This is a genomic window from Staphylococcus sp. GDB20D11A, assembly GCF_016893255.1.
Taxonomy (GTDB): domain Bacteria; phylum Bacillota; class Bacilli; order Staphylococcales; family Staphylococcaceae; genus Staphylococcus; species Staphylococcus aureus.
Genome location: NZ_JAFEPJ010000008.1, coordinates 39715 through 57245, shown reverse-complemented (window position 1 = coordinate 57245; position 17531 = coordinate 39715). Strand labels below are relative to the sequence as shown.

The 17531-nt window shown below is 33.7% G+C and carries 18 protein-coding genes and 2 pseudogenes; 5 read left to right on the top strand and 15 right to left on the bottom strand.

Features of this window, described 5'->3' with window-relative positions; all coding sequences use genetic code 11:
* Window positions 1-48: 48 nt before the first annotated feature.
* The 6 genes from JV528_RS06045 to JV528_RS06020 form a co-directional block, all read right to left on the bottom strand.
* Window positions 49-1389 (bottom strand): nucleoside recognition domain-containing protein, encoded by a 1341-nt coding sequence (locus JV528_RS06045; RefSeq protein WP_204177324.1) that lies wholly within the window; start codon window positions 1387-1389, stop codon window positions 49-51.
* On the bottom strand, window positions 1383-2489 hold the full coding sequence (locus JV528_RS06040; protein WP_001163744.1) for an NAD(P)/FAD-dependent oxidoreductase: 1107 nt from the start codon (window positions 2487-2489) through the stop codon (window positions 1383-1385). Before JV528_RS06040 ends, JV528_RS06045 begins: the two co-directional genes overlap by 7 nt.
* A 334-nt stretch (window positions 2490-2823) precedes the next feature.
* Complete coding sequence (locus tag JV528_RS06035; protein ID WP_000447707.1) at window positions 2824-3120, bottom strand: DUF4176 domain-containing protein; 297 nt, start codon at window positions 3118-3120, stop codon at window positions 2824-2826.
* Window positions 3108-3476: a hypothetical protein gene (locus JV528_RS06030; RefSeq protein ID WP_000066363.1), complete on the bottom strand. Its 369-nt coding sequence runs from the start codon at window positions 3474-3476 to the stop codon at window positions 3108-3110. The genes JV528_RS06035 and JV528_RS06030 overlap by 13 nt, the downstream gene beginning before the upstream one ends.
* A gap of 14 nt (window positions 3477-3490) precedes the next feature.
* The gene (locus tag JV528_RS06025) at window positions 3491-3769 is read right to left on the bottom strand and encodes a TIGR04197 family type VII secretion effector (RefSeq protein ID WP_000987948.1); all 279 of its coding nucleotides are present in this window, start codon (window positions 3767-3769) and stop codon (window positions 3491-3493) included.
* 336 nt (window positions 3770-4105) lie between these two features.
* On the bottom strand, window positions 4106-4972 hold the full coding sequence (locus JV528_RS06020) for a fructosamine kinase family protein (RefSeq protein ID WP_196931781.1): 867 nt from the start codon (window positions 4970-4972) through the stop codon (window positions 4106-4108).
* Window positions 4973-5189: 217 nt separating this feature from the next.
* On the opposite strand from JV528_RS06020, the gene JV528_RS06015 reads away from it, so the two are divergent.
* Both JV528_RS06015 and JV528_RS06010 read left to right on the top strand, forming a co-directional pair.
* Window positions 5190-6254 carry a quinone-dependent dihydroorotate dehydrogenase gene (locus JV528_RS06015; RefSeq protein ID WP_000277419.1) on the top strand — a complete coding sequence of 355 codons (1065 nt, stop codon included), beginning with the start codon at window positions 5190-5192 and terminating at the stop codon, window positions 6252-6254.
* 154 nt (window positions 6255-6408) lie between these two features.
* The gene (locus JV528_RS06010) at window positions 6409-6684 is read left to right on the top strand and encodes a hypothetical protein (RefSeq protein WP_000159838.1); all 276 of its coding nucleotides are present in this window, start codon (window positions 6409-6411) and stop codon (window positions 6682-6684) included.
* A gap of 185 nt (window positions 6685-6869) precedes the next feature.
* On the opposite strand, the gene JV528_RS06005 is transcribed toward JV528_RS06010, so the two are convergent.
* On the bottom strand, window positions 6870-7592 hold the full coding sequence (locus JV528_RS06005) for an epoxyqueuosine reductase QueH (protein WP_000606210.1): 723 nt from the start codon (window positions 7590-7592) through the stop codon (window positions 6870-6872).
* A 349-nt stretch (window positions 7593-7941) separates the two neighbouring features.
* Here JV528_RS06005 and JV528_RS06000 point away from each other — a divergent pair, with 349 nt between their 5' ends.
* A complete protein-coding gene (locus JV528_RS06000; protein ID WP_000125698.1) occupies window positions 7942-8391 on the top strand; it encodes a VOC family protein in 450 nt (149 codons plus the stop codon).
* A gap of 80 nt (window positions 8392-8471) precedes the next feature.
* Here the strand turns inward: JV528_RS06000 and JV528_RS05995 are convergent, their stop codons facing one another.
* Together JV528_RS05995 and JV528_RS05990 are read right to left on the bottom strand one after the other, a co-directional pair.
* A complete protein-coding gene (locus tag JV528_RS05995; RefSeq protein ID WP_000151120.1) occupies window positions 8472-9059 on the bottom strand; it encodes a TetR/AcrR family transcriptional regulator in 588 nt (195 codons plus the stop codon).
* A pseudogene (locus JV528_RS05990) lies at window positions 9037-9145 on the bottom strand (hypothetical protein). Before JV528_RS05990 ends, JV528_RS05995 begins: the two are co-directional and overlap by 23 nt.
* Window positions 9146-9201: 56 nt before the next feature.
* On the opposite strand from JV528_RS05990, the pseudogene JV528_RS05985 reads away from it, so the two are divergent.
* A pseudogene (locus JV528_RS05985) lies at window positions 9202-10874 on the top strand (CocE/NonD family hydrolase).
* A gap of 108 nt (window positions 10875-10982) precedes the next feature.
* On the opposite strand, the gene sasK reads toward JV528_RS05985, so the two are convergent.
* The 4 genes from sasK to panB form a co-directional block, all read right to left on the bottom strand.
* Complete coding sequence (gene sasK / locus JV528_RS05980) at window positions 10983-11618, bottom strand: LPXTG-anchored surface protein SasK (protein WP_000755984.1); 636 nt, start codon at window positions 11616-11618, stop codon at window positions 10983-10985.
* A 336-nt stretch (window positions 11619-11954) separates the two neighbouring features.
* Entirely contained in the window at window positions 11955-12338 is a 384-nt protein-coding gene (gene panD, locus JV528_RS05975) for an aspartate 1-decarboxylase (RefSeq protein WP_204177331.1), read from the bottom strand.
* A 1-nt stretch (window position 12339) separates the two neighbouring features.
* Window positions 12340-13191 (bottom strand): pantoate--beta-alanine ligase, encoded by an 852-nt coding sequence (gene panC, locus JV528_RS05970; RefSeq protein WP_000163745.1) that lies wholly within the window; start codon window positions 13189-13191, stop codon window positions 12340-12342.
* Window positions 13184-14002, bottom strand: coding sequence for a 3-methyl-2-oxobutanoate hydroxymethyltransferase (gene panB / locus JV528_RS05965; protein WP_000860047.1), 819 nt, complete (start codon window positions 14000-14002; stop codon window positions 13184-13186). The genes panC and panB overlap by 8 nt, the downstream gene beginning before the upstream one ends.
* Before the next feature lie 72 nt (window positions 14003-14074).
* Between panB and JV528_RS05960 the strand changes: the two genes are divergently transcribed.
* Window positions 14075-14935, top strand: coding sequence for an oxidoreductase (locus tag JV528_RS05960; protein WP_204177332.1), 861 nt, complete (start codon window positions 14075-14077; stop codon window positions 14933-14935).
* An 85-nt stretch (window positions 14936-15020) separates the two neighbouring features.
* Here the strand turns inward: JV528_RS05960 and budA are convergent, their stop codons facing one another.
* Window positions 15021-15725 carry an acetolactate decarboxylase gene (gene budA / locus JV528_RS05955; RefSeq protein ID WP_204177334.1) on the bottom strand — a complete coding sequence of 235 codons (705 nt, stop codon included), beginning with the start codon at window positions 15723-15725 and terminating at the stop codon, window positions 15021-15023.
* Between the two features lie 277 nt (window positions 15726-16002).
* Complete coding sequence (locus JV528_RS05950; protein WP_000846637.1) at window positions 16003-16962, bottom strand: L-lactate dehydrogenase; 960 nt, start codon at window positions 16960-16962, stop codon at window positions 16003-16005.
* Between the last annotated feature and the right edge of the window lie 569 nt (window positions 16963-17531).

Below are 17531 nucleotides of genomic sequence, written 5' to 3'. Positions count from 1 at the left end.
TCCTATTGACTGACATGACTCTATATTCAGTTATAGTTCATTTCTTTTTTAAATAATCAGCATTACTATTTTAACAATGATGCCTACACCAATAACTAAAGACAATGATGTCACCATTTGCTTTCCAATTAATTTTAGTGCTGACTGACCACCTAAATGTTTCAAAAGCATTGTCATTGTGACCGAGCACGCTGTAAAAGTTGAACTAAAAAACACAAGTAGTAGTAACTGTGTTGCTGTCATTCCTTGTAATAAGGCGCCCTGATGCAAATTAAACAAGAGCATGCCGTCTTTTCGAATCATTGAAAATAAAATCCCTGGTGACAATTCTGACGAGATGCCTAATAACGATAATATAGGTGTAAATATTTGTGATAAAACATTCAAAATTGGCGTTAGTGATAAAATACTAACAATAAGACAGATTGTGATAAAAATAGGTAGCGCTTGAACGATAAACATTTGTATATTTTGCCACATTTGTAGCAACATTTGACGTATATTTGGCACATGTAATTGCCTATCATGAGGTAGCGGAACGCTAAGTTGTTGATCATTCTTTTTCAACCATATCCTATTATGTAAGATGCCACCTAAAAGTACTAATATTAAGTACGGCATAAATAGCCATGACTTTCCAGCTACACTAAAAATAGATAATGTCGCACCTATTTGATAACTACAAGAACTACCAAAGCTTATTAAACTCATACACTGTGTCTTCGTGCAGGTATGGCATTGGTGTGCTGCTTGTGAAATGGCTGCTGCATTACATCCAAATCCTTCTAATAGTGGCACGATATCATTACCTTGTAATCCTATCCGTAACATTGATGGTTCAATTGCCCATATCATCCATGATTTGAATCCTGTTTGATCAATTATAGCAGTTGATAAACTAATCAATATTACAACCGGCAATGCCCATACGAGCGAATATGTTCCAAGTGATAGCACACCATAATCACCAAATAATATATTCTGTAATATATCGTGATTGAGCAATGTTGTTTGAGTTAAATATTCTATCCATGCTGATACATACTGATTTTGAAACCAATCTGAAAATTGATAAGCGATACCGATTGGCAATGCAAACATTAAAAATATCAACAACCAGGCTAAAAATGTCGCACTTATTTTAGGTCTTAATTGTCGTCGCTCATGTTGAAATAGTGTCAATTGTTCTATCACATGTTCGCTCGCTATAGGCGAAGAAACTACACTTTCTGCCAATGAAATATCTAATTTCTGTTTTATGATTAATAATCTTAATTTCGCTTTTTCTGTTGCGGTAAGTTTATCCGCATGACTAATAACCAAATAATGAGGTTCATGAGGTATGGGCGTATAATGCCCCGTTCTCATATCATATTTCACTTCTAACATGTGCATGACACTTCACAACATGAATAATCATCTAAATACATTTGATTTTTTTGGTAATTTTCAATGACATCTTGTTTAGCTGGTAAGCCTTCCCGCTGTGTTAAAAGATGTGCAAGTACTGCAAATCGCGCTCTGAATTTATAGATATAGCATAATTTGGCATTATCATTTTCAACTGTTGCACCAATCATAAAAATATTCGGATAACGTGTCGATTCATCATGTGTTGTTAATTTAATATCTTGATTTGTTGTCACAAATAATTGTTGAACGATTGGATTTTTTGTTGCATCAAAGCCAGTTGCTAGTATTGGTTCATGAGGCGTATGCACACTTTGTCCGCTATCAAAACTGATATGATACTGTCCATCGTTAAAATCAATATCTTTAACTGTATAATGTACATTCATTTCAATGCGAGCACCTTGCTTAATGACGTTACCTAGTCTCTGACGTGTATAAGGTGACAATCTAACACTAGGATCAGCATCCGGATCATTTAAACCGGTTGTGCTAGTATAAAGTGCGATGTCAGAGCCATTTTTTGCAAGTTGATATGCAGCATCAAAACCACTTTCATTACCTCCGATAACCACATATTGTCCCTTATTAAAGTTATCAAAGTCTTCAATTTCACTATAATGAATACCATATTTAAATGGCTTTTTAGGGAAATTATAATCACCTGTTGCGACAAAGATATAATCCGCGTGATATGTCTCTGTTGTCGTTGCAATCGTATAAAATGCATCATCTACAGATATATCTGTGACAACTGTATTTTCAAAGATATTCAGCTCGTAATGGTTGGCAACCACTTGTAAATATTCAGCATATGTTTCTCCGGAAATATGTTCTTCATTAAATGTAAATGCTGGTGAAGTATCCATGGAAATTGCATTCATATCAGGCATGCCAAATCCATTAGACGTAAATGATGGCGTAATCGTACGGGTCGATTTCGGCCAATGTTTAAATGAATGTCCTACTGTTCCTTTTTCTAAAATAATGACATCTGTTATACCGAAATCTTTTAAGGTAATGGCCATACCTATACCTGCAGCACCGGCACCGATAATAGCCACTTTATGATGTTGCATATTAACACTCCCTCAATGATCTATTTCAAGTTATTGTTTTTGATTATAAATAGTAATAATTACGATTTATAAAGTATAGACCTATCCTTGAGAAATTTCAATATTAAAAGAAAAACTTCCGTTATTGTAGAGAATTCATCTACATTTCGGAAGTTGGAATGTGTCTTTTTTATTAAATTTAAATATGCTACGGTTAGTTCAAATGATTATGAATGACATTTAATGTTATCATCCAGCCTAAGTACTTGGAGATAACATTTTGGAGGTGAGACAGAAATCATATTTTTACAAAATTTATTTCGTCGTCCCACCCCAATAAAGAAAAAGTATTTCTTTATTGTTGTGTAACTTCTCCACGTTGTATTTCACTATCCAAATTTTGTTTCATATTATCAAACAACTCTTGAAATCTAACCTCATCTTGATCAGAATAACCTTTAAAAATAACTGAATCTATATTTTCCTCGTTAAAATAATAAATTTCATCTTCCACAACACCAATCGGATATTTACATGCAGAATAGTCAAACATATACTTTTGATTTTCAATTTCTACAATTGGTCCTCTATTAATAATCATTAACTTTTGCGAACCTTCTTTTAAATAAATAATGCTTCCTATTGTTTCCATTTATTTTCCTCCTTTGTCGCCATCTCGATTTCGATATTCCTTCGCATTTCCAAGTCAATCATCTCTTCTTCCGCTTTACGAATGCCATGTTGAATTTGCTGTTGTTGCTCGTATAACGCTTCCGTTGAACGTCGTTTCGCAAAATGAAATTCATCGCGGAACTGTTCCATACGACTAGCCATATTGCTACTATAATAACGCTCACCTAAATGTTGATATAATTGTTCTATCGAATGATTAAGCGCATCGCTTTCATCTATCAATGCTTTAACCTCTTGCTTTTCATCATATAAGTCATCCATTTGCTTATGTTTCGCTGTGATCATTTTATTGATTCCATCAAGTTTATTCGACATCATTTCACCACGTTTTAATTTTTACCAATTTCATTACCAATCATTACATCAGTTTGGTCAAAAGCCTCACCAACTTTTTGTATATTACCGCTCGCAGTTCGTATTGCTTCAGCAACAGATTGATTCTTACTAATCAAATCATCTATCACACTATGAGCATTATTATTTCCACTTACTGTTGTACTTTCATCTTTATCCGGTTTCGACACATTATTACATGTTTCAACAGCGCTTTTAATAGATGATGATGCACTATTGGTCTTAAAAATATCACTTTGAACTGTACTCATCATTTACACCTCTCCCCATTTAAATTATTTTAAAATTATTAGAAACTGTATCAATATATGATATTCAAACATTCAATAATACTTAAATATTGTTTTGTGATTATATTCAAAATTATTGTATCAATAAATATGTATCATTCCTAGAATTTTATTGAACAAAAAGTTAGAAAATCACTTTTATTGCAACTCAATCTTGTTTTGCATTATAGAAATTAACAATAGAGATTAAAATTTTATTTTCCAACAATAAAAAAGCACAAATATTTTTATTGAGGCAGCTGAAGGCCTTCTCATTATAAAAATATCTGTGCATATTATTATCTCAATCTAACGTAATAACTAACCTGTTGTATCTTGTAAAATCTTATCCATAGAGTGCGCAACACTATCACGGTACATCTCCCCAAATTTCAATAAATGCACCATCAATAAATATAAACGATAAAATTCAAGTCTATAGGATGCACCTTTTGCGAGTGGATAATGTTTATTATACGCATCATAAAATTCGCTCGTAAAGCCACCAAATACCGTTGTAATACCGATATCAAATTCTCTGTCACCATATAATGGTGCTGGATCAAATAACGCCGGACGACCATCTTGTAAGAACATATAATTACCACCCCATAGGTCACCATGTAATAAAGATGGTTTACTTTGATGATTTTCTAATTCCGCCACAATTTGACGTCGCACTTTGTCATATACTTTGATATCGTTGGCATCCCATAGCCCTCTATTTAGCAACTCATCTTTCAAATGGTCCATGCGCTTGTCGACAAAAATGGTACACCAATCGTCTTGCCAATGATTATCAAAAGAAATATCGCCACCTTCATAAGGTAATGAGAAGCCAAATTTGCCTTCTTCTTGTTGCTGACTGTGTAATTGAGCTACGAGTTGCCCTAATTGGCGTTGACTCCCTGAAGCCCCTTCTTCTAAATACGTCATCACTAAATACGCATCACCGTTAACCTCGCCACTTGCAATTACTCTAGGTGCCGTGATACCAGCACGTTCAAATTCATTTAAACCTGCAATTTCTGCAACATAAAATGATTCTTTACGTCCACGTTGGACAAGTAAGAAAAATGTATCCGTATCCGTTTCGACTCGATATGCTTCGTTTACATCGCCACCACTCACTCGTGAAATCTCTTTAATATCTTTTAAAGGTAAATGCTCTAACCATTGTTCATTCATACAAACACCTTCCATTACGCTTACTTTATACTATTATATTGCCTAATTAGGATTATTTAATCTCAAAATAACTTGTGGTACTTGCGTCAATTTTCAAAACTTTTTAGTTTTAACTAGGAAATTATGTAGGGAAATGCTAGTCTATTAAAAGAATATATTTCACATATATTAAGTTGAGGATAGTAAGCCTCAAATATAATGAAATAGGAGCATACTCATGTACAAATTAATTAAACCTTTCTTATTCAAAATCGAACCCGAAAAAGCACACGGACTAACTATCGATGCATTAAAAACGTTACAAAAATTTCCAGTTTTATTCCCTGTCGTCGATAAACTATTTACTTATAAGAATCCAACGTTATCACAAACGATACAAGGTAATACGTACGACAATCCAATTGGCTTAGCAGCTGGTTTCGACAAATCTTGCGAAGTACCAAAAGCATTGGAACACCTTGGATTCGGTGCTTTAGAATTAGGTGGTATCACACCTAAACCTCAACCGGGTAACCCTCAACCACGCATGTTCAGATTATTAGAAGATGATGCCTTGATAAATCGTATGGGCTTCAATAATATTGGTATGAACAAAGCACTCAGTCATTTGCGTAAAAATGCTTATCAAGTACCTGTTGGTATCAATGTTGGTGTGAATAAAATGACACCTTATGAAGCGCGTTATCAAGATTATATAAAAGTCATTGATACGTTTAAACACGACGTATCATTTTTCACAGTCAATATCAGTTCTCCAAATACTGAAAACCTTCAAAATTTCCATGATAAAGATGAATTTTCAATGTTATGTCAAGCTTTGACAACATTTAAAAAACAGCACGATGTAACAGTGCCAATTTACTTAAAACTAACGTCTGATATGGATTTCGATGGCTTAAAAGCACTATTACCAGCGATTACTGAGACATTTGACGGTATCATCTTAGCAAACACAACGCGACAACGAGATGGTTTAACTTCTGCTAATAAAGTCGAAGAAGGCGGTTTAAGTGGTCGTCCATTATTTGAACGTAATTTAAAATTGATTAAGTATGCTTATCAGCAAACAAATGGTGAATTTTTAATTATAGGTACAGGCGGCGTATTCAGTACTGAAGATGCAATCAAAATGATGCGTCACGGTGCGTCACTTATTCAAATTTATTCATCACTTGTTATTGAAGGCCCAGGTTTAACTAAGAAAATGAACAAAGGCATCGCACGTTACTTAAAAGATCATCATTTTGACAATGTCAGTGATATTATAGGACTAGATGCCTAATCCAACGTAGTCAAATAATACTTTAAAACTTGCTGAATCGTCTTATTAAAATTATGATATAACTCAAGAAGATATATTTATCACCATTTTTCAAAATAATGGCTTAAATATCACATATCATTAAATATAGCGTTTTATAACGGAGGCGTTTGTTATGACTAAAGAAACAGATAATAAAAAAACAGTAGCGACTTCTGACAACAAAGACACACAGCAACAAAATCAACCTGAAGAAAATGAACGTCAAGGTTTGAATGGTTATCGTAAAACAGATCTTGATTTAGAAATCGAGCAAGAGCTACGTGAAATGATGAAAACAGGAGAAAATGAAACGAAAAATGACTACAAAAAGTTTAAAGTGTTTTCACTTATTTCAACACTTGTTATTGTCATTTTAGCAATTATAAGATTTGTTCATAAAATGATGTAATTAGAGTGAGACATTGTTTTATGTCTCAGGATCCAGTCATTCATTATAGCTACAATATTTACGATTATATAAATAACCCGAGATTTTAGTATGATTCATTTCACTAAAGTCTCGGGTTTCTATTTGATAATTTTTAATAGGGCATGACTTGTATATGCGCCTGCCTTTTATCTCATTTCCAATGATTAATCTGGATATTGTTCTAAAAATGCTTTCGCTTCTTTATTAACTGTTTTAAAATCAATACCTTGTTGCATCGCTGCAAAGACACATCCACAATAACACTGCCTAAAGATATTATAGTCATTACACATTTCTATGGAACGCTCATAACCTTTACTTTTCTTAAAATCACTTGGCAAATAGTTCACATCGTATATTTTTTGGACATCCATACCAAGTTCATTGATTAATTGTGCGTTCTTTTTAGGTGATAACGTGATTGCACTGCCAAAATAATCATAGCCATGTTCTACAGCTGCTTTCGCTACAATATCCAAACGCATTTCAAAACAAGCGGTACAACGTAAGCCGCCTTCTTTTTCATCAGCTAATTCTTTATCCTTCACCATTTTCACAAACTTATGCGGTTCATAAGGTGCTTCAATATACTTCACATTCGCACCAGTCTTGCGATTAAAATCTTCCACAAATTGTTCTTGCACTTTAGCACGTCGTAAATACTCATTTTTCGGATGAATATTTGAATTCGCGAAATAAATTGCAATGTCTGCATATTGTGTTAAAAACTCTAATGTATATGTACTACAAGGTGCACAACAACTATGCAATAAGATTTTAGGTCTGATTGCTTCTCTTTCCCACTGCCCGATTAATTTCTTCAACACCTTGTCATAATTAATTTTTTGATTTTTCATTTTACTGATAATAGGTTCAGCATTAATCATGATTTAACCTCCCACATTTAATCATTAACTTCTATTATATATGATTCATATTAAATGTCAGTCAAAAAAGTTATAAATTCATTTTAATGCATTTATATTTCGAAAATCCCTTATGTATCTAAAAGCATTTTTTAAACTTGAATTTTAAAACACTAAACAACACATACGTCTCTGTATCATTTTCATATTTTGTTATATATATGTTTACTTTATTTAAATCAATTTCATCTTATAATTTATCGTGTATTTTGCAAAAGATTGACTTCAATTCATCGTAAAAGTTATACTTTTGCCAATTTTTAATGTAACATGGTGTTAGTAATAAAAATAATACATTGAGGTGTTTTACATGACAGCATTATTCCCTTATATCGCTTTTGAAAATTCAAAAGAAGCCCTTGCATATTACGAAGAAGTATTTGGTGCAACTGACGTTAAATGTTTAGAAGTTGGCGAAGAACAAGCGTCACATTTTGGTATGACTAAGGAAGAAGCGCAAGAAGCAACTATGCATGCTGAATTTGAAGTGCTTGGCGTAAAAGTTCTATGTTCTGATTCTTTTGGTCGCGCTGACAAAATTAATAATGGCATATCATTATTAATTGATTATGATGTTAACAATAAGGAAGATGCTGATAAAGTTGAAGCATTCTATGAGCAAATTAAAGATCATTCTTCAATTGAAATCGAATTACCGTTTGCTGACCAATTCTGGGGTGGCAAAATGGGCATCTTTACCGATAAATACGGTGTTCGTTGGATGTTACATGGTCAAGACTATACTGCAATCCAACAATAATGTTATTGATAAAGATATCATTTAATAAACTTATGTTATTTAGCAAGGCAAGCCACTCTCGATTCATGGCTTGCCTTATTTTATTGTATATTTTTAATTATCGTTGCTGGCCCTTGATTGACAATCGTATTAAAATGCATTATTAAGTCAACTTTGTCTATACGGTTTGGATCTTCTACCCAATGTCTTATCAAAGACAATCCCGCACCTGAAACATAACTCATGAAATAAGAAAATGGTATACCATTAATTTGATCATTTTCATTTTTATAACGTTGTAAATGACACATAATTAAATCATAAAGTTTTTCGTGGATATTTGAATCTTTACCCATACGAAACATCAATTGATAAAATGCGATGTCTTTTTCTATCATTTCTATTAAAACGGTCATAATTTGATGTATGTTATCTGTGGATAACTTAACTGCTCCATTTAACTTCTCATCTTGAATGAAGTCTCTTATTTCCTCCAACTGCTGGTCCTCTAATTTTTCAAGCAAATCATATTTATCATAATAATGCGTATAAAATGTACTACGGTTAACATCAGCTAAATCTGCAATTTGTTGCACAGTAATCTCTTCTAATTGGTGTTGATGTAAAAGTTCGATAAATGCATTTCTCATTGCAACTTGTGATTTTCTAATACGTCGATCTATAGTCATTTATATCAAGTCCTCCCCAATGATTATAAACAATTATAAACGTTATGTTCATTATCCTACAAATCTCCAACATTGATGATTGGCACACAATGTTTACCTGTTTAATATAGGTGATACAAACAAACAGAAAAAGGTGATAACAATGAACCAACATTTACTAGGAAATCCAAAATTAACTATAACTCATGTCAATGAAGTGAAAGCCGGTATTAACCACATCGTTGTCGACAGTGTTCAATATGGAAATCAAGAAATGATTATGGAAAAAGATGTCACTGTGGAAATGCGCGATGGCGAAAAATTATATATTAATATTTTCAGACCAAATAAAGATGGCAAATTCCCTGTAGTTATGTCTGCAGATACTTACGGTAAAGATAATAAGCCTAAAATCACAAATATGGGTGCCCTTTGGCCAACATTAGGCGCCATTCCGACATCTAGTTTTACACCTGAAGAATCACCAGACCCAGGATTTTGGGTGCCAAATGATTATGTTGTAGTTAAAGTTGCATTACGCGGTAGTGACAAATCAAAAGGCGTCTTATCTCCATGGTCAAAAAGAGAAGCGGAAGATTATTACGAAGTGATTGAATGGGCAGCAAATCAGTCATGGAGTAATGGAAATATCGGGACAAATGGCGTTTCTTATCTTGCGGTGACTCAATGGTGGGTCGCATCATTAAATCCACCACATTTAAAAGCAATGATTCCTTGGGAAGGCTTAAATGATATGTATAGAGAAGTAGCCTTTCACGGAGGTATATCGGATACTGGCTTTTATCGTTTCTGGACTCAAGGTATTTTTGCGAGATGGACAGATAATCCAAATATCGAAGACTTGATTCAAGCACAACAAGAACACCCTTTGTTCGATGATTTTTGGAAACAGCGTCAAGTGCCATTATCACAAATTAAAACACCTCTACTAACATGTGCTAGTTGGTCTACACAAGGTTTGCACAACCGTGGCTCTTTTGAAGGATTTAAACAAGCAGCATCAGAAGAAAAATGGCTATATGTGCATGGACGTAAAGAGTGGGAAAGTTACTACGCTAGAGAAAATCTCGAACGCCAAAAATCATTCTTTGATTTTTACCTTAAAGAAGAAAATAACGATTGGAAAGATACGCCTCATGTCATTTATGAAGTTAGAGATCAATTTTATAAAGGCGAATTCAAATCAGCGTCAGCGTTCCCTTTACCTAACACAGAATATACACCATTGTATTTGAATGCTGAATGAATCATGCAAAGATTAGTAGCGCGCATGTCGCACAATATGACTCTGAAGATAAACGACAAGATGTAAGTTTTAAATATACGTTTGACAAAGATACTGAGTTAGTTGGAAACATGAACTTAAAACTATGGGTAAGCACTAAAGACTCAGACGATATGGATTTATTTGCAGGTATTAAAAAGTTAGATCGTCGTGGTAATGAAGTTAACTTCCCTGATTTTAATCACATTGAAAATGGTCAAGTAGCTACTGGTTGGTTACGCGTATCACATCGTGAATTAGATCAAGAAAAATCCACAATCGCGCAACCTTGGCATAAACATGAAACAGAATTAAAGTTGTCACAAGATGAGATTGTACCTGTTGAAATCGAATTGTTACCTTCAGGCACGCTATTTAAACAAGGCGAAACATTGGAAGTTGTTGTAAAAGGTAGTGAAATTGTAATTGGTAATAGTACCCCTGGCATGAAAACACGTTATGAACATGAAGAAACCGTAAATAAAGGCATGCACATGATTTATACTGGTGGTAAATATGATTCACAATTAATCATTCCTATCGTTAATTGATATGAAGCAATTACGGTCGATTTTGATTAAAAGTGACATAGTGATAGGACTGTATAACAAGAGAAAGCCACACGCTTGGAATCTTAAACCAAGGTGTGGCCCTTTTTATTATTTATAGCTATTTAATTTTATAAATCTTGTCACTAAACTTACTACAAGCAATATTAAACCAATAAATAAAGCCATAATTGCTGTATTACTTTCGTTGTTTACTCCTGTTTTTGGCAATTCTTTCAATTGTTGCTTATGTCCTGACTTGCTCTTGCTATCCAAATGAATACTTTGTTGTTTAGCCATTTGTTTATTACTTTTTGTGTGAACATCATTTGCTTTAATACTTGGATTTACAGCACTATTATTCGATGTTCCATTTGCGTTTTTCAACTGATTAATAACATTTGGATCTTTCGTGCCATCTATTAAGTTATCTGGATGTTTTAGTAAATGTCTGCAGTCGGATACTATTTTAGAATCTTTTGCCTTTACCGCATTATTCGGCACCTCATTATCATCTTTCAACTGCTTGATAACATCTGGATCTTTCGTGCCATCTATTAAATTATCAAGTTTTTTCACACGTGCTATGTCACTAACTGGCCCTGGATAATTTGCATCCGGTTGTCTAACTGGTATTAAATTGCTGTTTTCATTCACACCTTCAGGTTTGTTATTTTCGGCGTTCGCATTATCCGTAAAAATCAACACTGATAAAATTGCAACAAATAAACTTATAACTTTTTTCATCTTATTCACCTTCTTCAGACCATCATTCTATTTAGTATAATTTTATTATATAATTGCTATCAATTCAATATTTTCACTTCACGAAACTAAACAACATGTCATTAACTTATCTCGTTAAGTTAAGAATTCTATTTTCTACCAAATAAATTCTGAATACTGTTTTAGATAATCAATTCGCAAAACTATTTCTTTATAAATATGTCCATCATTTAACACTGCTAAAATTGCAACGATAATACCTTTACTTCTATTACGCTAACCCAATTGGCATAAAAATAAAAACCCCTAATGGATAACTACATTGTTATCTACTAGAGGTTTCTAACTTATACTATTTTATAACACTATCGTATTTTCTTTTTCATGAATCATTTCAATAATGACATTGTCTTCATTCATTACTGCTACTTTAGGTGCATGGTGTTTAATTTCTTCTTCATTCAACTGTGCATAAGTCATGATTATGACTACATCGCCTACTTCAACAAGTCTTGACGCTGCACCGTTTAAACAAATTTTACCACTACCTCTTTCACCAGCTATTACGTATGTTTCAAAACGTGCACCATTATTATTATTCACGATGGCTACTTTTTCATTTGGCAAGATGTTTACCGCTTCCAATATATCTGAATCAATCGTAATGCTACCTACATAATTTAAATTTGACTCAGTCACTCTTGCTCTATGAATTTTAGCATTCATCATTGTTCTTATCACTTTATTCAGCTCCAATTATTATATTATCTATTAAACGCGCTTTTGAAAATTTGACAGCTAACGAGATAAATATGCGTCCAGTTATTTCGTGTTGTTCTACTAATTGAGGATAACTATAAACAGCAACTTCTTCAATGCGTCCACTTATATGTGATTCAAGATATTGAGTAACCCTGTCTATAATTACTTTACTTTGACGTTCACCGTCTTGATACAACGCTTGTGCTAATAGCAAACTTTTACTTAAATGTACCGCTTCTTGTCGTTCTTGCTCCGTTAAATAAACATTTCTTGAACTTTTCGCCAAACCATCTGCTTCTCGAACGATATCAATACCAATAATTTCAACGGCATGATTGAAGTCTTTTACCATTTGCTCGACAATAGCCAATTGCTGGGCATCTTTTTTACCAAAATAAGCATAATCCGGCATAACAATATTAAATAGCTTATTAACTACTGTTACCACCCCATCAAAATGCCCTGGACGCTTCGCTCCTTCTAACACATCAGCTAATGGACCTACTTTGACATCAATACCTAATTCACCTGGATACATATCTTCTACTGCAGGATGAAAAACAATGTCCGCCCCTACTTCTGATACTAATTCTAAATCTTTATCAATTTGTCTCGGATAAGCATCGAAATCTTCGTTTGGACCAAATTGTAATGGATTAACAAATACACTCACAACTGTAATATCATTTGTACTAACTGATTCGCGTACCATCGTTAAATGTCCATCATGTAAGGCACCCATTGTTGGGATAAAACCAATCGTTGTGCCTGAGCGTTTGGCTGCTTTAACAATGTGTTGCATCTCTTTTACCGTAGTAATCAGCTTAGTCATTGTTATTAACCTCATTCATAATTTTCTTTTTATACGTATATTCTTCTGATGGAAATGCACCAGATTTAACTTCTTGATCGTATTGTTTTAAACCATCTACACCAACACTAAAATCAGCAAATTGCTTCACAAATTTCGCTTTATGTTCAACACCATAATTTAACATATCGTGATAAACCAATACTTGACCATCTGTACCTTTTCCTGCACCAATACCAATGACTGGAATTGTTAAATGCTTGCTAATTTCTTCTGCTAAATCATTTGGAATTGCTTCAAGTACTAACGCAACTGCACCAGCTTGTTCTACATTTTTCGCATCTAAAATAAGTTGCTCAGCTGCTTCTTTCGTTGCACCTTGTAATTTATATCCCATAACGCCAACACTTTGAGGTGTTAATCCTAAATGTGCAACAACAGGAATACCAATTGCCGTTGCTTTTTCAATAAATGGTGTAATATGCGCTCCTTCTGCTTTAATTGCATTTGCATTCGTCTCCTGATAAAGCTTTAGAGCATGATTTAAGTCTTGTGTCATAGAGATGCCTACTGCACCAATCGGCATATCAACAACTACAAATGTATTTGGTGCGCCTCTTCTTACTGCACGACCGTGATGAATCATATCTGCTAACGTCACTTGTACGGTACTTTCATAACCTAATACAGTCATACCAAGTGAATCCCCAACAAGAATCATATCAATACCCGCTGCTTCCACTTGTTTAGCACTTGGAAAATCATAAGCTGTTACCATAGAAATTTTAGTTTGCTTTTGTTTCATATCTATTAATTGACTTACTGTTTTCAATGTTATTCAACCTCTTTTTGCAGTATTATTAGAAATAGTATAATGAATCTTTTATAGAAAGGAAAGAAGAAGATGTTATCAGTTGCGATTATTGGCCCAGGCGCTGTCGGTACAACTATTGCCTATGAATTACAACAATCATTGCCTCATACAACGCTTATCGGGAGACACGCCAAAACAATAACATATTATACTGTACCACATGCACCTGCACAAGATATTGTTGTGAAAGGTTATGAAGATGTCACAAACACATTTGATGTTATTATTATTGCAGTCAAAACACATCAACTTGATGCAGTTATTCCTCATTTAACTCATCTTGTACATGAGGACACGCTCATCATTTTAGCCCAAAATGGTTATGGTCAACTCGAACATATTCCATTTAAAAACGTATGCCAAGCAGTTGTCTATATAAGTGGTCAAAAGAAAGGCGATGTTGTTACGCACTTCAGAGATTATCAATTACGTATACAAGATAATGCATTAACTCGACAATTTAGAGATTTGGTCCAAGACAGTCAAATCGACATTGTACTAGAAGCAAATATTCAACAAGCTATTTGGTATAAATTGTTAGTTAACTTGGGCATTAATTCTATCACAGCACTCGGGAGACAGACAGTTGCAATCATGCATAATCCTGAAATACGTACACTGTGTAGACAGCTATTACTAGATGGTTGTCGTGTTGCACAGGCAGAGGGGTTAAACTTTTCAGAACAAACTGTCGATACTATTATGACTATATATCAAGGTTATCCCGACGAAATGGGAACGAGCATGTATTACGACATTGTGCATCAGCAACCTCTTGAAGTCGAAGCGATTCAAGGCTTTATTTATCGACGTGCACGTGAACACAATCTTGACACCCCATATCTTGATACTATTTATAGCTTTTTACGCGCGTATCAACAAAATATGTAAGCACATATATAATATAAAAAGACCTTAACGATGCATTTAGAATCACCTGTTCTTAATATCGCTAAGGTCTTTTAATTATATTAGACTATTCAGCTTCTCTAATTTCTTCTGTCACATCTTTATAGTCTATTTTCGCTTTAACAAACGTCTCGTTATTTACCGGGAAATGTTGTTGGAATGTTTCAAAGTTTTGTATCTCAACGACAACGTCATCCACTTCAAAGTCAAGAACATGTCCACCATAAGCTCTTTCATCATCCGCAAAATGTATATGAAAACCAGCAGACCCTACGCCATGAAATAATTCTGGTGTAAAAAATCCAACAATGGCACCACGAATATCTTGTCTTTTTTCCTCAGGTTGTCTGCGTGCTGAATCAATCAAACGTGTATATGGCGGTTGCTGAGCAGGCATCATTCGTACATGCATATGTTTAAATGTGCCATAAATTTTAACAGCCGAAAATAAATTCTCACTTAACATTTCATTTTTAATTTGTGCGAATACATCATCTTGTGATAATTGTTGCAATGGAAATGTCTTACTCGCTTTAAAATTAGTAATCGATGCATACGGTACTTTCTCATCGCCTTTTAATTCTATAAATTCTTTATGCTCGTTAGCATGATATGCCTTCCCGTCTAAAAATATTACTTCGCCATCAGACCCTGTTAACGTTGCAATCCCTAAATTTCCATGTTCTAACAATTCATTAATTGTAGCTGTTCCTTCTAGTAAGCCAGCCATTAACGTACCTAATGTACCATGTTGATACAAGACATTCGTCATTCCAAAACCATCTCCCTATAGTTATTCCTCGTTGTCATGCTCTACTTCGTGCTTAATGCAGAACTACTTTCCTTTATACTCAATGACGCCTCGACATTTCTATTCATGTCACTAAATTTTCACGAGTCATAATACTTTATTCAATTATTATTTTACGCAAAAGTATTGCCTCTATCAATGCTTGCTAAAAAAATGGACCTATCAGTGCCACATGTTACCGCAACACTAATAGATCCTCTTACCATTAATATATTTCTAATTAATACTTAAAATAGGCTTAGTCTTCTAATAAATATTTAATTGAATCAAATGTATCTTCTAATGTTTTAACAGATTTATCGAACAATGCTTGTTCTTCTGCACTTAATGGCATTTCATAAATTTTAACTGCGCCATGTTGGTTAACTAATGTTGGTACACCTAGGTAAACGCCTTTGTGACCACCATATTGACCATCTAATTGTATAGAAACATTTAAGACATTATTTTCATTATTTAAAATGGCTTTTGAAATGCGCATCAATGCTAATGCAATACCATAGTATGTTGACCCTTTAGCTTGGATAATTTCATAAGCAGCGTCACGTGTATTCACATAAATTTCTTCCGCTTTAGCTTCGCTACCAGTTTGTTCTTTTAATGTGTCATATACTGAAATACCTGCTACATTTGCTTGTGACCAAACTGCAAGTTCAGTATCACCATGCTCACCAATAATACTAGCGTCAACACTTGAAGGTGCAACACCAAGTTCTTGGCTAATTAAATATTGTAAACGTGCACTGTCCAATACAGTACCTGAACCGATAACACGCTCTGCTGGCAATCCAGTATATTCTTTTACAAATCTTGTTAAAATGTCTACAGGGTTTGCCGCGATTAAGAAATATCCATCAAAGCCGCTATCCATAACACTCTTAACAATGCTCTTCATAATCTTAGTATTTTTTTCAACTAATTGTAAACGTGTTTCACCTGGCTTTTGAGGTGCACCAGCTGTAATAACAACTAAATCTGCATCTTTACAGTCTTCGTATTCACCTGCTTTCACATCAACTGGTGAAGGACTGTGGACTGTACCATGGTTTAAATCTTGAACATCTGCTTTTACTTTGTCTTTTGCAATGTCAATAATTACAAATTCATCAGCAACACCTTGCGTAACCATTGCAAAGGCATAGCTTGATCCTACAGATCCATCTCCGATTAATACAACCTTTTTACCAAATGTTTTCATAATTATGTCTCCTAACCTAATTGAATTTATTTTACACGTGACTACACGTAAAAATATCTATACTGAAATTAAAGATTAACAATTTTATTTTATTATAATATTATGCTACCAAATTACAAACATAAAACTGAGATGTAAGCGGAGTCAAATTACACTCTAACGCCAATAAATATTGATATCTCAAGCTTTAGCACGTAATTTGAAATTTGTGACAATTTTTAGCATTCTAAAATTGCATAATGACGCTATTTAAAGCCTTTAACAAACTATTGATCTTTCTATTTTTTTCATTTTAAAAAGAATGGCTATTCGACTTAAATGACTTACTATATAACCTCCTATTTTCCGCCTTACCCTCATCATATTTGATGCATCTTTTTATAGTCAAAGAATTACATTTCATACAAACTAGCCAATCAGACATAAACATGAAATTGATTTTAAAAATATAATGTGCAAAATTGTTAGAAAATTAGCAAAAAATAGTACTTATTCATTTAATATCTGTTATAATCAGTTTTATCATTTAAAAAATCTATGGATGTTATCAAGACAAGTCATTAATACGT

Bases quoted from the DNA above. Each gene is read 5' to 3' on its own strand.
- JV528_RS06045 (WP_204177324.1), bottom strand. From the start codon at position 1,389: ATGTTAGAAGTGAAATATGATATGAGAACGGGGCATTATACGCCCATA.
- JV528_RS06040 (WP_001163744.1), bottom strand. From the start codon at position 2,489: ATGCAACATCATAAAGTGGCTATTATCGGTGCCGGTGCTGCAGGTATA.
- JV528_RS06035 (WP_000447707.1), bottom strand. From the start codon at position 3,120: ATGGAAACAATAGGAAGCATTATTTATTTAAAAGAAGGTTCGCAAAAG.
- JV528_RS06030 (WP_000066363.1), bottom strand. From the start codon at position 3,476: ATGTCGAATAAACTTGATGGAATCAATAAAATGATCACAGCGAAACAT.
- JV528_RS06025 (WP_000987948.1), bottom strand. From the start codon at position 3,769: ATGATGAGTACAGTTCAAAGTGATATTTTTAAGACCAATAGTGCATCA.
- JV528_RS06020 (WP_196931781.1), bottom strand. From the start codon at position 4,972: ATGAATGAACAATGGTTAGAGCATTTACCTTTAAAAGATATTAAAGAG.
- JV528_RS06015 (WP_000277419.1), top strand. From the start codon at position 5,190: ATGTACAAATTAATTAAACCTTTCTTATTCAAAATCGAACCCGAAAAA.
- JV528_RS06010 (WP_000159838.1), top strand. From the start codon at position 6,409: ATGACTAAAGAAACAGATAATAAAAAAACAGTAGCGACTTCTGACAAC.
- JV528_RS06005 (WP_000606210.1), bottom strand. From the start codon at position 7,592: ATGATTAATGCTGAACCTATTATCAGTAAAATGAAAAATCAAAAAATT.
- JV528_RS06000 (WP_000125698.1), top strand. From the start codon at position 7,942: ATGACAGCATTATTCCCTTATATCGCTTTTGAAAATTCAAAAGAAGCC.
- JV528_RS05995 (WP_000151120.1), bottom strand. From the start codon at position 9,059: ATGACTATAGATCGACGTATTAGAAAATCACAAGTTGCAATGAGAAAT.
- sasK (WP_000755984.1), bottom strand. From the start codon at position 11,618: ATGAAAAAAGTTATAAGTTTATTTGTTGCAATTTTATCAGTGTTGATT.
- panC (WP_000163745.1), bottom strand. From the start codon at position 13,191: ATGACTAAGCTGATTACTACGGTAAAAGAGATGCAACACATTGTTAAA.
- JV528_RS05960 (WP_204177332.1), top strand. From the start codon at position 14,075: ATGTTATCAGTTGCGATTATTGGCCCAGGCGCTGTCGGTACAACTATT.
- budA (WP_204177334.1), bottom strand. From the start codon at position 15,725: ATGACGAATGTCTTGTATCAACATGGTACATTAGGTACGTTAATGGCT.
- JV528_RS05950 (WP_000846637.1), bottom strand. From the start codon at position 16,962: ATGAAAACATTTGGTAAAAAGGTTGTATTAATCGGAGATGGATCTGTA.